This window comes from Psychrobacter sp. GP33 (genome assembly GCF_014119005.1).
Lineage (GTDB): Bacteria > Pseudomonadota > Gammaproteobacteria > Pseudomonadales > Moraxellaceae > Psychrobacter.
The window spans coordinates 16620-31435 of sequence record NZ_JACGYX010000008.1 but is presented as its reverse complement, the minus strand read 5'-3'; the positions used below and the strand labels follow the sequence as shown (position 1 = coordinate 31435).

Annotated in this window: 9 protein-coding genes; 8 read left to right on the top strand and 1 reads right to left on the bottom strand. The window is 43.3% G+C overall.

Annotated elements, in window-relative coordinates:
- Positions 1 to 3: 3 nt before the first annotated feature.
- From H2245_RS10570 to hemB, 3 genes are all read left to right on the top strand, one after another.
- Positions 4 to 3462, top strand: coding sequence for an efflux RND transporter permease subunit (locus tag H2245_RS10570; protein WP_310734138.1), 3459 nt, complete (start codon positions 4 to 6; stop codon positions 3460 to 3462).
- Entirely contained in the window at positions 3459 to 5216 is a 1758-nt protein-coding gene (locus H2245_RS10565) for an efflux transporter outer membrane subunit (RefSeq protein ID WP_182407354.1), read from the top strand. The genes H2245_RS10570 and H2245_RS10565 overlap by 4 nt, the downstream gene beginning before the upstream one ends.
- A gap of 325 nt (positions 5217 to 5541) precedes the next feature.
- Positions 5542 to 6549: a porphobilinogen synthase gene (hemB, locus tag H2245_RS10560; RefSeq protein WP_182407353.1), complete on the top strand. Its 1008-nt coding sequence runs from the start codon at positions 5542 to 5544 to the stop codon at positions 6547 to 6549.
- A gap of 99 nt (positions 6550 to 6648) precedes the next feature.
- Here hemB and H2245_RS10555 read toward each other — a convergent pair whose 3' ends face one another.
- Positions 6649 to 7167 (bottom strand): hypothetical protein, encoded by a 519-nt coding sequence (locus H2245_RS10555; RefSeq protein ID WP_182407352.1) that lies wholly within the window; start codon positions 7165 to 7167, stop codon positions 6649 to 6651.
- A 273-nt stretch (positions 7168 to 7440) separates the two neighbouring features.
- Between H2245_RS10555 and H2245_RS10550 the strand changes: the two genes are divergently transcribed.
- The 5 genes from H2245_RS10550 (at position 7441) to argB (ending at position 14752) form a co-directional block, all read left to right on the top strand.
- Entirely contained in the window at positions 7441 to 9474 is a 2034-nt protein-coding gene (locus tag H2245_RS10550; RefSeq protein ID WP_182407351.1) for a UvrD-helicase domain-containing protein, read from the top strand.
- 138 nt (positions 9475 to 9612) lie between these two features.
- Positions 9613 to 11013, top strand: a complete 1401-nt coding sequence (gene mgtE / locus H2245_RS10545) for a magnesium transporter (RefSeq protein WP_182407350.1) — start codon at positions 9613 to 9615, stop codon at positions 11011 to 11013.
- A gap of 197 nt (positions 11014 to 11210) precedes the next feature.
- Positions 11211 to 11675 carry a dUTP diphosphatase gene (gene dut / locus H2245_RS10540; protein ID WP_182407349.1) on the top strand — a complete coding sequence of 155 codons (465 nt, stop codon included), beginning with the start codon at positions 11211 to 11213 and terminating at the stop codon, positions 11673 to 11675.
- A complete protein-coding gene (locus H2245_RS12150) occupies positions 11623 to 13707 on the top strand; it encodes a phosphomannomutase (RefSeq protein ID WP_310734137.1) in 2085 nt (694 codons plus the stop codon). Before dut ends, H2245_RS12150 begins: the two co-directional genes overlap by 53 nt.
- Positions 13708 to 13840: 133 nt before the next feature.
- Positions 13841 to 14752 (top strand): acetylglutamate kinase, encoded by a 912-nt coding sequence (argB, locus tag H2245_RS10530; protein ID WP_182407348.1) that lies wholly within the window; start codon positions 13841 to 13843, stop codon positions 14750 to 14752.
- Positions 14753 to 14816 lie beyond the last annotated feature (64 nt).

Here is a 14816-nt window from a genome sequence, read left to right as displayed (position 1 = left end):
ACTATGTCACGTTTTTTTATTGATCGCCCTATTTTTGCATGGGTGATGGCTATTTTGGTCATGCTCATCGGGATAATCTCGGTTATAAACCTACCGATTGAACAGTATCCAGCGATTGCACCACCGACCGTTACAGTCAGTGCAACCTACCCTGGTGCCAATGCACAAACTGTTGAAGACTCTGTCGTTCAGATTATTGAACAGCGTATGAAAGGACTTGATGGCTTGATGTACATGAAGTCTTCGAGTGCCTCAAATGGTAGTGCCTCTGTACAGCTGTTCTTTGAGAACGGTACCGACTCCGATACCGCACAGGTTCAAGTACAGAACAAATTACAGGCCGCCATGAGTTCGTTACCTGAGCAGGTACAGCGTCAAGGCGTTAACGTTAATAAAGCCTCTGAAGGCTTTTTAGTCGTTATAGGATTTGTCTCCGAAGATGGCAGTATGGATCGCGCTGATATCGGCGACTATATTAACTCTAATGTCGTCGATCAGCTCAGCCGTGTTGAAGGTGTCGGTCAAGTGCAGGCATTCGGTGCTGCTTACGCGATGCGTATTTGGCTCGACCCTGAGCGCTTACGTGCTTATAACATGGTGCCATCAGATGTGGTTAATGCGGTACGCGCGCAAAACGCACAAGTATCTGCAGGTCAATTAGGTCAAGCACCCGCTGCTGTCGACGAACAAGTTATTAATGCGACCGTTACTGTACAAAGTTATTTACAAACGCCTGACGAGTTTAAAAACATTCTACTAAAAACCGACAGCTCAGGGGCACAAGTGCGCTTAGGAGATGTTGCAAAGGTTGAAATTGGTAGTGAAAACTATAGTACGCTTTCATTGTTTAATGGTAAGGAAGCCGCTGGTCTTGCCGTTTCACTAGCAAGTGGTGCTAATGCGCTTGAAACTCGTGAATTGGTCGCTGATCGAATCGCTGAGCTAGAAGCAAGCTTCCCAGCTGGTATGAAAACAGTCATTCCTTACGACACGACTCCATTTGTACGCTTGTCTATCGAGCAAGTGGTTAAAACACTGATTGAAGCAATTATATTAGTATTTATCGTCATGTTCGTCTTTCTACAGAACTGGCGCGCGACTATTATTCCAACGCTTGCCGTGCCTGTGGTACTTCTCGGTACTTTTGCAGTTCTATATGCTGCAGGGTTTACTATTAACGTATTGACCATGTTTGCGATGGTACTGTCCATTGGTCTACTGGTCGATGATGCTATTGTAGTGGTAGAGAACGTTGAGCGGATTTTGGAAGAAGACCCTCACATTTCTATTAAAGATGCCACGATCCAATCAATGGGCGAGATTAGTAAAATCGTCGTGGGTATCGCCCTTATCTTATCAGCGGTATTCGTACCAATGGCATTCTTCGGCGGCTCAACTGGGGTAATTTATCGTCAGTTCGCCATTACTTTGATTACCAGTATGGTGCTGTCGGCGCTGGTCGCTCTTATTTTCACCCCTGCCCTATGTGTAACTTTACTAAAACGTAGTAAAAGTCATGAAAAAGGCAATACCGAAAACCAAAAAGGATTCTTTGGTTGGTTCAACCGCTCTTTTACCAAAACCAGCCGTTCTTATGAAAATTTTGTTGGTAAAAGCTTTCGCTTAAAATGGGTTTATTTCGCCATTTATGCCGCTATCATCGCTATTATGGCAGTGGTATTCTTACGTATTCCTGGCTCATTTTTACCAGAAGAAGATCAGGGCATTATGTTTACTGCAGTACAGCTGCCTGCTGGTTCGACACTGAACGAGACGCAAGCTGTGCTAGATAAAGTTAACGATTATTATAGTAGTCAAGAACCGGATAATGTGGCTTCAGCCTTTACTATTGCAGGCTTTAGTTTCGTCGGTCAAGGACAAAACGTCGGTATCGCCTTCGTAAAATTAAGTGACTGGGCAGATCGTAAAGGTGAAGAAAATACAGCAAGGGCAGTATCTGATCGTGCCCAAGGTTACTTCTTTACCCAAATTAACGAAGCAACTGTTTTTAACATTATTCCACCAGCGATTAGCGGTCTTGGTAACTCTAGTGGCTTTGACTTGATGCTCCAAGATACTGGTAGCGTTGGTCATGATGGTCTACTTGAAGCACGTAATATGTTACTTGGCATGGCCGCTCAAAGCGATCAAGTAGCTGGTGTACGTCCAAATGGACAAGAAGATGCGCCACAGCTTAAAATTGATATCAATCAAGAACAAGCAGCAGCTTATGGTCTGTCGCTGGCGAATATTAACAGTGTTATCTCAACTGCATGGGGTTCTAGCTACATCAATGACTTCGTTGACCGTGGTCGTATTAAACGCGTCTTTGTACAAGGTGAGCCAAGCAGCCGTACTAATCCTAGTGATATCGGTAAATGGTATGTGCGTAGCGATAACAACGAGATGATTCCGTTTGATGCTTTTTCTAGCAGTAAATGGGAAACCGGTTCACCAGGTCTTACGCGTTATAACAGTTTGGCGTCAATGAATATTCAAGGTAGCGCTGCCCCCGGTCTTAGTACGGGTGAAGCAATGGATGCCATGGAAGCAATGGTCGAAAAACTCCCTGAAGGCGTCGGTTATGAATGGACAGGTCTGTCATTAGAGGAGCAAAAGTCAGGTGCTCAAGCGCCAATGCTATATGCTATCTCAATCTTAGTGGTATTCTTATGTCTTGCTGCTTTGTATGAAAGCTGGTCAATTCCATTCTCAGTACTCTTGGTTATTCCACTTGGGGTATTAGGGGCGGTTCTATTCACATGGTTCCGTGGCTTATCTAATGATGTTTATTTGCAAGTTGGTCTACTCACGGTGGTTGGGCTCTCCGCCAAAAACGCCATCTTAATTATTGAGTTTGCAAGGGATCACCAAGACGAGGGTTATACCTTAAAAGAAGCCGTCATGACAGCAGCACGGCAACGTTTGCGTCCTATTATTATGACCTCACTTGCCTTTGGTCTAGGTGTTGTGCCATTATTTATCGCAACGGGTGCCGGTTCTGGTAGCCAAAATGCGATTGGTACCAGCGTTGTTGGTGGGGTTGTCACTGCAACCGTCTTAGGTATATTCTTTATCCCGATGTTTTATATTTGGGTGCGTAGTATTTTTCCTTATAAATATGACACGCCACCGAATGGTCCAAATGGTGGCATGACTGCTAGTAACTATCCTAATGACGATAGTCCTAATGATGGTCCTAATGATGGTCCTAATAGTGATAATGACGGCAATGGCTATCATGATGCAAGCGACTATAATGCAGGCAATCATGATGAGAGTATCAATCGTGGCAGCATTGATGTAGCGCCTGCTTATATAGATACTGTTGGTTCAGGCAATGGTGGCACGACGTCACCACGCCTGACTAAAGAACCTATTGTGACGCCTATCGATGAAGAACCCCAGTCAGTGTCAGCTATCCCCTATCCGCCTGTAAGCCTTGGAGACAATAAACAATGAGTTATCAATCTCAATTAATCCTTAACTCAGCTCGCCATCATGGCGGGCGCTTACTGGGTTTAACAGTGCTGGCTTTAAGCATGGCCGCTTGTAATACCATTCCAAAAGCAGATATGCGCCCTGTACTTGCTGAGCCTAATTTACCGATTCAGCAAACTTACGGTGCTTTTGACAAGGAAACGATCAGTAGCGCCGAGCGACAAAGCCTTGCCAATCAGCGATGGCAGAATTTTTATAGTGACGAGCGCCTAAAAGGCTTAATTGCTCTAGGACTTGATAACAATAAAGATTTTGAAAGTGCACGTTTGGCAATCGAGAAAGCTCGCGCGCAATATCAAATTACTGATATCCGCGACCTGCCAACGATTGATGGTAGTGCTGGTTATTCTCGCCGGCGTCAAGGCAGTCCTCAAGGTGGTAGTATAACTGGCGATAGTTATAATGTTAATTTGGGTCTAGCCAATTATGAACTAGACTTTTGGGGCAAAATTTCCAGCCTAAAAGATCAGGCGCTGCAAAACTTTTTGTCAACAACAGCAGCAAAAAGTTCGACCCAAATCAGCTTGATTAGTAATATTGCCCAAAGCTATGCCAACTTAAGCTATAGCTTGGCACAGCTCAGATTAGCTGAGGCCACGGTTGAAAGTCGCAATAAATCTCTATTTATTGCTAGCAAGCGTTTTGAGGCAGGGATTGATCCAAAACTGCCCTCGCTACAAGCCAGCGCGTCCCTTGAAAATGCTAAGCTTGCAGTATTACGTGCCCAAAGCAGTATTTTAAAATCGCGTAATGCACTGCAATTTTTGGTTGGTGCGCCCATTCCAAATAATTTAGTGCCCACGCCAGCAGTCAGCAATATTACTACCCATCAAATATTTAGTGCTGGTTTGCCAAGTGAGCTATTACGCTACCGCCCTGATGTACTGCAAGCAGAGTACAATCTGAAAGCAGCAGGCGCTAATATCGAAGTCGCACGTGCCGCTTACTATCCTTCTATTAGCCTTGCGAGTAGCATTGGTCTGGGTAGTAGCAGCTTGAGTGATTTGTTTAAAAGTGGTTCAGTTGGGTGGTCGTTTGGTCCAAATATCAGTGTACCAATCTTTGATGGCGGACGCTTGAATGCCAATTATGACGTGGCGAAGATTGAACGCCAACAAACACTGGCAGCCTACGAGAAATCCATTCAAACGGCATTCCGCGAAGTGTCTGACGTATTAGCCACACGCGCAACCCTTGGTGAACAGCTGAGCGCCCAGTATCGTCTGCAAGATAACTTTGAACAAACGTTCCAAATTGCCGATGCCCGTTTTAAAGCTGGTGTGTCTAACTATCTAGACGTACTTGATGCTCAGCGCTCATTGTTCTCAACCCAACAAGGCATTTTGGATTTAGAACTACAAAAACTTATCAGCCAAATTGAGTTATATCAGGCATTGGGTGGCGGAGCTAATTTAGACGTACCAACAGTGATTCCTGTACCGCAATATAAAAACGTGGCGCAATTAGGTAAAAGACCAAGTGGTAGCGCTGAGTCTAAAGCAGCTTATGCACTTGATGCTGCCAGCTCAGCACGGGTTACAACTGTGCAAGAAGCCGTTAGCATTAAGCAATCAAAAGCCCCTGCTAGCGCGACCTTTAAACCAAAAGCCGTGGTAGATGTAAATAATGATGGTAAAGCCGATGCTACGGTTGGCGTGGTAACTGAAATAACACCTATTGAGCAAGCACCAGCTATACAGACTATTACGCCTTAAACCGTGATTTGATAAGCAGCCATTTGATATTTAATACTTAATGAATGGCTTCTTTCACTATTACTTTTTCAAGCGTATTGGCGCAATAGCTGTTAAAAACATCGTACAATTAGCCCTGCCGCCTTGGTGGGGCTTTTTGCTTTTGTCTGCCACTTTTCGTTATAGTAGTTACTGTAAAATAAGAACTGTAGAACAGGCGCATTATAATAGACGTATCATCATCGTCATATTAAACATCACAATGCTATCATTACGTAGCTAGCATAATCTCAATCATTATTCATTATTAAAGTACCACTTTATAAACCGCTTATAAGGATCTGTCATGAGCTATACTTTTAATCGTCAATTTCCTGCTACTCGCCTGCGTCGCCTGCGTTATAACGATAATGTGCGCGCTATGATTCGAGAAGTCGAGCTGCACCCTAAGCATTTGATCGCCCCCGTATTTGTACTAGAAGGCAGCAATCAGCGTGAAGCGGTCAGCAGTATGCCGGGCGTTGAACGTCTTTCGATAGATTTATTGATTCAACATGCTAAAGCGTTATTAGCAGAAGGCGTAACCACGATTGATATTTTTCCAGTCATTGATAACGCTTTAAAAACTGCGGATGGTAGCGCGGCTTATGACGAAAACGGATTAAGTGCGCGTGCGGTTAAAGCGGTTAAAGACGCCGTTCCAGAAATGGTCGTAATGACGGATGTTGCCTTAGACCCTTATACCTCTCATGGTCAAGATGGTTTGCTTGATGACACAGGTTACGTGGTTAATGATGAAACCGTTGAAGTGTTGGTCAAGCAAGCCCTCGTTCATGCACGTGCAGGCGCGGATATTATCTCGCCAAGCGATATGATGGACGGACGTATTAAAGCCATGCGTGACGCCTTTGAAGCTGAAGGTTTTGTGAATACGGCAATCATGGCGTACTCTGCTAAATATGCATCTGCCTATTATGGTCCCTTCCGTGACGCAGTTGGTAGTGCCGGCAACTTGAAAGGTGGTCATAAAAAACAGTATCAGATGGACTTTGGTAATCGAGCTGAGGCACTCCATGAAGTAGCAATGGATATTGCTGAGGGTGCAGATATGGTGATGATTAAACCAGGTCAACCTTATTTAGATTTGATTCGGGAAGTTAAAGATACATTCGGCGTGCCAACGTTTGCGTATCAAGTGTCTGGTGAATATGCGATGCATATGGCCGCCATTCAAAACGGCTGGCTGACTGATGCGGTAATTTTGGAGTCTTTGATTGGTTTTCGCCGTGCGGGTGCCGATGGTATTTTGACGTATTTTGCGTTAGAAGCTGCCCGTCAATTAAATAATGCTTAAACTGACTAGAATGAAAGCTTAGTTGGCTGAACCTTAAAAACATTAAACGGCTGATTTACTGCTATATTGCTATCAGTTAAAACAGCCGTTTTTTAGCAGTTAATTACGTCTATCTATGTCTCTTTCACGACAGCTTAATGAATAATAGTTTCCTGTCTGTGCTTGCGGTTTTTTAATACCAAGCTCTCTTAGATGAGTATTGAAATCGACTGGCTCAATTGAACATCTATTTTTTCGTGCAAAAGCTTTTACATTACTTAGACTGCCTTTTTGCTTAATAATAACACCTACGCCCGGACTCACACAGCAACCAATATATGCAGACATATATTCTTCTTCAATCACTTTCAAATCATGCCCCAAGAAGGTTGCAGGTTTAAGTAGTAAATAATTATCAATATAATCATAGCGCAGATCAGGTGAAGCTTTTATATATTTGTTTCTCTTGTAGTTTCTAAGCGCTATTCCCGAACTATCATCTCGTTCTATATCGCCTTCATGATTAACCTTGATTGACATTGATTTCAATAATCCAGCTTCAAGAGTAGATGGCTGAGCCATTGCTACAGCTGGCAATACCATTGTTAGTATTAAACTCATCATTAAGTGAACTCTCATATATTTTTATCCCTGATACGCTTATGATGTTTTATTGTTTTACTAGTTAGAATTATAGCAAGGAAGCGACCACTTAAATGTCATAAGTTAATTTGCAGTTTAACCTACCATCATCTCCTGCCCAAAAAATCTCATTTTGCTTTATAATAGCTCTCCTAATTTTTAGCTCTATTAGTTGCTATCCCCTACATTTTATTGCCTTTATTAGGGCGCGTGCCGGTGGCGTTTCTTAGCGCCTACCCTCTTTTTTGCTTTTGCCTGACAGGTCATCTTATGAGTCAATTAAACCCAAAACAACAAGAAGCCATGCTGTATGTTTCAGGTCCGCTACTGGTGTTAGCGGGTGCGGGCTCCGGCAAGACGTCGGTGATTACCCGCAAAATTGCTTATCTTATTGAAGAATGTAACATGCCAGCCGAGCGCATTACGGCAGTGACTTTTACCAATAAAGCGGCGCGTGAAATGAAAGCACGGGTTAGCAAATTATTACCCAGTGATAAAACACGCGGTTTAACGGTGTCGACGTTTCACCAATTTGGCTTACAGTTTTTGCGTTATGAGCTGATACATACGCCGCTAAAAGGCAATTTTTCCATCATGGATAGCGATGATAGTAAGCGGTTGCTGATGGAGCTGATGATGCGTGATAACTTATCAGGAGCAGAGAGTCGCGAGCTAGTCGGCAAAGCCATTAAGATGATTTCTGACTGGAAAAATGATTTGATTAATCCGGCACAAGCAATGGATATTTTGAACGATCCCGAAGACATGATTTTTGCGACGCTTTATGCACTATATGAGCGGAATCTGCGCGCGTATAATGCCGTTGATTTTGATGACTTGATTGTGTTACCCACTAAAATATTACGTGAAAATGCCGAGCTGCGTGATAAATGGCAAAACCGTATTCGTTACTTATTGGTCGATGAATATCAAGATACCAATACCGCACAGTATGAAATGATTAAATATTTGGTTGGACCACAAGGGCGCTTTACCGTAGTGGGTGATGATGACCAATCTATCTATGCATGGCGTGGCGCGAAGCCTGAGAATATGGGACTGTTAAAAGAAGATTTCCCTAAACTTAAAATCGTCATGCTGGAGCAAAATTACCGCTCAACCAGTCGGATTTTGACTTCAGCAAATGCCGTAATTACTAATAATGAGCATTTATTTGAGAAAAAACTCTGGTCTGATAAAGGTCAAGGCGAGAAAATCCGCATTATTAATTGCCGTAATGACGATGATGAAGCCGAACGCGTGGCAAAAGAAATTGTTACTCACAAATTGCGTTTTGGTAATGAATGGGAAGATTATGCGGTGCTGTATCGTAGTAACTTTCAAGCGCGGATGTTAGAAGCGCAGCTACGCCAATTGCAAGTGCCATATAAGTTATCTGGCGGTCAGTCATTTTTTGCACGTAGTGAAATCAAAGATATCATGGGCTATTTGCGCCTGATTTTAAATCCAGAAGATGACAGCGCCTTTTTACGTATTATTAATACGCCTAAGCGTGGTATGGGTCCAGCAACTTTAGAGAAGCTGGGACTGTTTGCGCAAGAGCATAGCATCTCGCTGCTTGCTTCTTGTACCCATGCCGGTCTTGCTCATGTTTTACCGAGTAAAGCTTATAGCACCATCAAAGCATTTGGCGACTTTATCGAGCATTACACACGCGAGTTGGATCAGCATCCTGACCCTGTGCCGATTGTTCGCCAGATGATTGATGAGACTGGCTATATTGATTTTGTCCGCGATGATGCTAAAACACCGCAGCAAGAAAAAAATCGCATTGATAATATTGATATGCTTTATACCAGTATTCAGTCGCTTATCAACCGCGCTGAAGAAGATGAAGACCGCACCATTGATACCATTATTCGCAAATTAGTGTTACTTGACATGCTTGAGCAGCAGCAAGAGGAAGAAAATACTAATAAGGTCAATTTAATGACCTTACACGCGGCAAAAGGCTTGGAATTTAATTACGTCTACATCATGGGGCTTGAGGAAGAAATGCTGCCCCATCGCAACTCAATCCTCAGTGAAACAGTCGAGGAAGAACGTCGCCTGATGTATGTAGGTATTACCCGCGCGCGTCGCGAACTGACATTAACATTAGCGACCCAGCGCCGCGCCGGTGGTCAGATGCGTGTGACCTCCGAATCGCGGTTTTTAGAGGAATTACCCGAAGATCATATTGACTGGCCGGCAAAGGCGAAGAAGAAGAAAGCCACCAAAGATCCGCAGGCAGTGGCGGATGAATATTTAAGCAATATCCGCGCGTTATTAGGTAAGCGTTAACGCACCAACGCATGATGGTTGCTAAATAATACGGTCAATTAAACGTTGTGACCCAAATACTGTGAGCCAAATGCTGTAAACCAGTAGTCGTTCCTCCTTGCCCTTTCTTATAATTTTATTTAACACTTTGGAATGCCTATGCCCGTCTCAACGCCTAATTCTGAACGCTCGTTTAAGCTTGGAGACTATAACCCACAAGAATATACGGCTGAGTATAAGCTTCTATATTTGCAGGGTTTGGTGGCAGATGGGTCATACAATGCCATTACCGAATTTTTAGCCAAGCAATCTGAATATGAGATTGCTAATTTGCTTGAGTCATTTCCAACTCAAGACAGGTTATTGATTTGGGCGCACGTTGCCGAACCAATTAAAGGTCGCGTCCTAGCAGAATTAGAAGTCGATACCCGCCAGCCATTGATGGAGAATATCTCCTCAACAGAGATATCAGTACTGACCCAAGACCTTGATGCGCAGGATGTTTTCGAGATTTTAGATACCGTTACTGAAACGGTGCGTACGTCAGTGATGGCAACGCTCGATGAAGACATTCGGCTACAGGTTAATAAGCTTGATACCTATATGGACTGGGAAGTGGGCAGCTATATGGACCCTGATATTATCCAAGTCCATGATGATATCACTCTAGGACAAGTACAAACGTGGCTACGCGGTAATATTGACTTGCTTGATGACCAAAGCCAAGAGCTGCTCGTGGTAGATAAAAGTCAACATCTGCTCGGTTTATTAAGTTTAGTAGATTTAATTAAACATGAGCAAAACGCACTGGTATCGAGCTATATTGATAATGCAATTACGATTAACGATCGCCTAGATATTCAAGATGCTGCCGCAATTTTTCGCTCAGAAGATATTCGTTTTGCCCCTGTTATTAACAGTCACGGCGAGCTGGTTGGTCAATTAAATGGCGAAGATATCATGGAGATTATCCAAGATGATGTCGATAGTACGATGAGAAATCTAGCGGGTGTTAGTCAAGATGAGGAGCTGTTTGCACCCATTTTAACCAGCGCAAAGAGCCGTAGTATTTGGCTTGGCATTAATTTGTGTACCGCGCTGCTTGCAGCTATCGTTATCGGTCAGTTTGAAGCAGTGCTGGCAAAAGTTGTAGCGCTAGCAATATTAATGCCGGTGGTTGCCAGTATGGGAGGTATTGCAGGGTCACAGACACTTACTGTGGTTATCCGTGGTATGGCAATGGGTCAAATTGGCGGCTCTAATCGCTGGTGGTTGTTTAACAAAGAGTTATGGGTTGGTGCTATAAACGGAATTATTTGGGCGATTATTATGGCAATTATTGCACAAATGTGGTTTCATGATAGTAAGATTAGTGCGGTTATCGGCTGCGCCATTGCTATTAATATGACCGCAGCCAATGTGTCCGGTATCAGTATACCGTTGATGCTAAAACGTATGAATATTGATCCCGCGCTATCCGCCTCAGTGATTTTAACTACAGTGACTGATATTGTTGGTTTTATGTCATTTTTGGGCTTAGCAAGCATTTTATTACTTTAAAATTGCTGCTTTAGAAATGACTGTCATAGTTTTAATTTTTAAATATTGTAAGGTTGTAATTTAATAAAACCTTTAGATGAAATATTATTAACATTGAAGTAAAGGACGACCGCTATTAAGCGTTGTGGTCATGGTAAATTATTTGAATTTATAAATGGCTGATGACTAAGTCAGCCTCGTTATCAAGTGAGTGTGTTATGCAAGTGGTACAAGTTAAAGTATTAAATCCTAAAATTACTCAAGATGCAGCGTTTTCGTTACCTACCCGTGCCACGGACGGTTCGGCTGGTATCGATTTGCGTGCTTGTATTGACGAGCCTTTGCTTATTAAGGCCGGTACAACCCATTTAATAAAGACCGGATTAGCCGTCTATATCTCTGACCCTGATTATGCCGGTATGATTCTGCCGCGCTCGGGTCTAGGGCATAAGCATGGCATTGTACTGGGTAATTTGGTCGGGCTCATTGATGCTGATTACCAAGGTGAGCTAATGGTCAGTATTTGGAACCGTAGTAATGAGGATTTTATACTCAATCCTGCCGAACGTATGGCACAGTATATTGTGGTACCGATCGCCCGTCCTGAATTTGAAGTCGTGAGCGAGTTCAGTGATAAAAGCGCACGCGGTGCAGGTGGCTTTGGGCATTCAGGTCGTCAGTAGCATGTCTGCGGCGTTGGGTACGCTCCCGTTCGTTGACACCTTAATTACGGATGACGCTATTAACAGTAACGATAGCAAGGAAGCTGCTTTGATGAGCGCGTTTACCGACCAGCATGTGCTATTTCGTGCCTATGATATTCGTGGCGCGCGCCAGCTCTTTACCTCAGATTTTATACGAGCATTAGGGAATGCTTTCGCGCAGCTATATCTTGCGGCACCCTGCCAAAAGTCATGCTCTACTAAACATATTACTAAGAATCATGTTGCTCAAACCCAAATGGTTAACAATCGAGCGGGGAATCATTTAGCTCAGCCTAATACAGTCGTAATTGGTTATGATGCACGTTATGACAGCGATAACATTGCTCATACTTTAGCTGATATCTTGCATCATCATGGACTAACAGTGGTTTATTTAGGGTTAGTGACGACCCCCATGATGGCATTTTGGGCAGAGCGCTATGATGGTCATGGCATTATGGTGACTGCCAGCCATTCACAGAAAGACACTTTAGGGGTTAAATGGTTGGTGAACACTACCTCGCCTAGCCATAAAGATATTAAAGCTCTGTATCAAAACTTGTCATTAAACTCCCATAAAAAAACAGCTAGCCATGTTACTAATCGACTCATTTACCTACCTATTGAGACCGTTGCTAATATATACATAGAGGCAATAAGCAAAGTATTGACACATATTCACCAGCCTAACAATAATCAGCATTTGGTTAAGTTAGATATTACTCTGGTGATTGACTGTATGCATGGTGCAACCAGTAATGTTGCTCAAGCGTTATTTGAACGTTTTTGCCACAGGGTTATTTTGCTCAATGATAGCCCTGACGGCAATTTCCCAACCGGCAATCCTGACCCAACTGAGCCTAATCGCTTAGCTGAGCTACAGCAAACCGTTATGGTGCATGAAGCAGATATGGGCTTAGCATTTGATGGTGATGGCGATCGGCTCATGATTGTTGATAATCGGGGTAAAGTGGTTGCGCCCGATCATCTGCTTTATTTGTTAGCACAAGTGGCAATCACAGAACGGGAAAAGGCGACTACAACCAATGTAAACGATAAATCTAGCAAAGAATCCTACATTGAAAATATGGAACCGCAGGTTTTATTTGACGTTAAGTGTTCTCATCATCTGCCAAAGCTATTGACCGCACTTGGCGCTGTGCCAGTGATGACTAGAACCGGAAGTAGTTTGTTGCGGCGGCAACTTGCAGGCGAGCGTCAGGCAATATTTGCAGGCGAGTTATCGGGGCATTTTATCTTTAATGATGGCTATTTTATGGCCTATGATGATGCCATGTATAGTGGCTTACGGTTGTTACATTGGCTGACCTATACTGCAACTATTAACCAAATACAAATGACGAACCAACCTGTATTTGATGCAAACATTAGTACTGACTATGAAGTAGGTGATAATACAGTAGCTAATAATGTAATTCATACGCAGAGTAGACAACATCTGCCAATGACTTCAGGCGTTTGGGGAGAGCCGAAATCTTTAACCGCTCCGTTTCAGCTGACTGATATTACCCAACACTTACCATTAATGGTCAGTACTGCCGATCATTATTTACCTCTTTCTCAACCAGTAGAAAGTCGCTGTTCTATCATTGAGCACCTGATAGATTTCTGTCATCATTTGCAGCAGTTGGTACAAACAGATAGTCTTTCAAAAATACCAACGCCCATTATATCGTCAAATAAAGTGATCACTGCAGATCTACAGCCAACATCGTGTCGTTGTGTGCATAGCGTAGGACATACAACGCTTGCACAGGCACATGAGTTGTTACCAATAGGCACACGACTATCTTGTATCGATGGGCTGCGGCTCGACTTTGAACATGGCTTTGGGGTATTGCGCAAATCCAATACCAGCCATAGTTTAACAGTGCGTTTTGCAGGAGACAGTCGCGCTGATTTAAAAGAAATACAGGCACGATTTGTAGCATTATGTCGCCCATTTTACAATACACTAGCGGAACAAATCGCCACGATTTATCCCGAATAAGCCTTGTTAACTGTGACAGTGATTACAAATAATCTGTGGCTTTCATACCGTATTGATAAATCAAATCACGCTATCGTAGTCATTAATCACTGTCTTTAATTTTTAAACATTTAAACTATTTTAGGAACCTATCATGTCGCTTAATTTGGGTGATGCTAAAATCACCGCTGAAGTCTTAACCACGGCACTACCTTATATTCAGCGCTTTTCAGGCAAACTGATTGTGGTTAAATATGGTGGCAATGCCATGACCGATCCTGAGCTTGAAAGCTCCTTTGCTCGTGATATCGTCTTGCTAAAAACAGTAGGTTTGCATCCTGTCGTGGTGCATGGCGGCGGTCCACAAGTCGATGGTTTGTTAAAAGAGTTGGGTCGCCAATCTCAACGTATCGATGGTATGCGCGTGACAGATAAGAGCACCATGGATGTGGTCGAGATGGTACTTGGCGGCAGCGTCAATAAATCTATCGTCAGCCTTATTAACAAACATGGCGGGCGCGCCATCGGTCTTACGGGTAAAGATGCCAATCTTATCCTTGCCAAAAAGTTACTGATGGAACGAATCGGTGACGATGGAATTGCGGTTCCTGTTGATTTAGGCTTTGTTGGCGATGTGGTAAGTGTAAATAAAGATGTCATTACCATGCTTATCGCCGCCGATTTTATTCCAGTGATTGCACCCCTTGGCGTGGATAGCGAAGGTAATACTTATAATATTAATGCTGATTTGGTAGCCGGTAAAGTTGCCGAATTTTTGCAAGCAGAAAAGCTGATGCTATTGACTAATATCAAAGGTGTCTTGGGTCGTGATGGCAACGTTGTCACCGGTCTAACGCCTAAAACAGTAGATGGCTTAATTGCCGATGGAACCATCTCAGGCGGCATGATTCCAAAGATTCAATGTGCTCTGGATGCCGTTCGTAGTGGCGTGAAAAGTGCGGTCATCGTTGATGGTCGCGTGCCACATGCCACTCTGTTAGAGATTTTCACCAATGAAGGCGTAGGCACATTAATTAGCCGTGATTTGGATGCGGCACTCAGCTAGAGGTTTAAGCGGATAAGCACTGTGAAACCTGAGTTAAAAGGCGACTTAATATAATTTTTAACTA

Coding starts and splice junctions, on each gene's coding strand:
- dut (WP_182407349.1), top strand. CDS start 11,211: ATGCAAGTGGTACAAGTTAAAGTATTAAATCCTAAAATTACTCAAGAT.
- argB (WP_182407348.1), top strand. CDS start 13,841: ATGTCGCTTAATTTGGGTGATGCTAAAATCACCGCTGAAGTCTTAACC.
- H2245_RS10550 (WP_182407351.1), top strand. CDS start 7,441: ATGAGTCAATTAAACCCAAAACAACAAGAAGCCATGCTGTATGTTTCA.
- H2245_RS10555 (WP_182407352.1), bottom strand. CDS start 7,167: ATGAGAGTTCACTTAATGATGAGTTTAATACTAACAATGGTATTGCCA.
- H2245_RS10565 (WP_182407354.1), top strand. CDS start 3,459: ATGAGTTATCAATCTCAATTAATCCTTAACTCAGCTCGCCATCATGGC.
- mgtE (WP_182407350.1), top strand. CDS start 9,613: ATGCCCGTCTCAACGCCTAATTCTGAACGCTCGTTTAAGCTTGGAGAC.
- H2245_RS10570 (WP_310734138.1), top strand. CDS start 4: ATGTCACGTTTTTTTATTGATCGCCCTATTTTTGCATGGGTGATGGCT.
- hemB (WP_182407353.1), top strand. CDS start 5,542: ATGAGCTATACTTTTAATCGTCAATTTCCTGCTACTCGCCTGCGTCGC.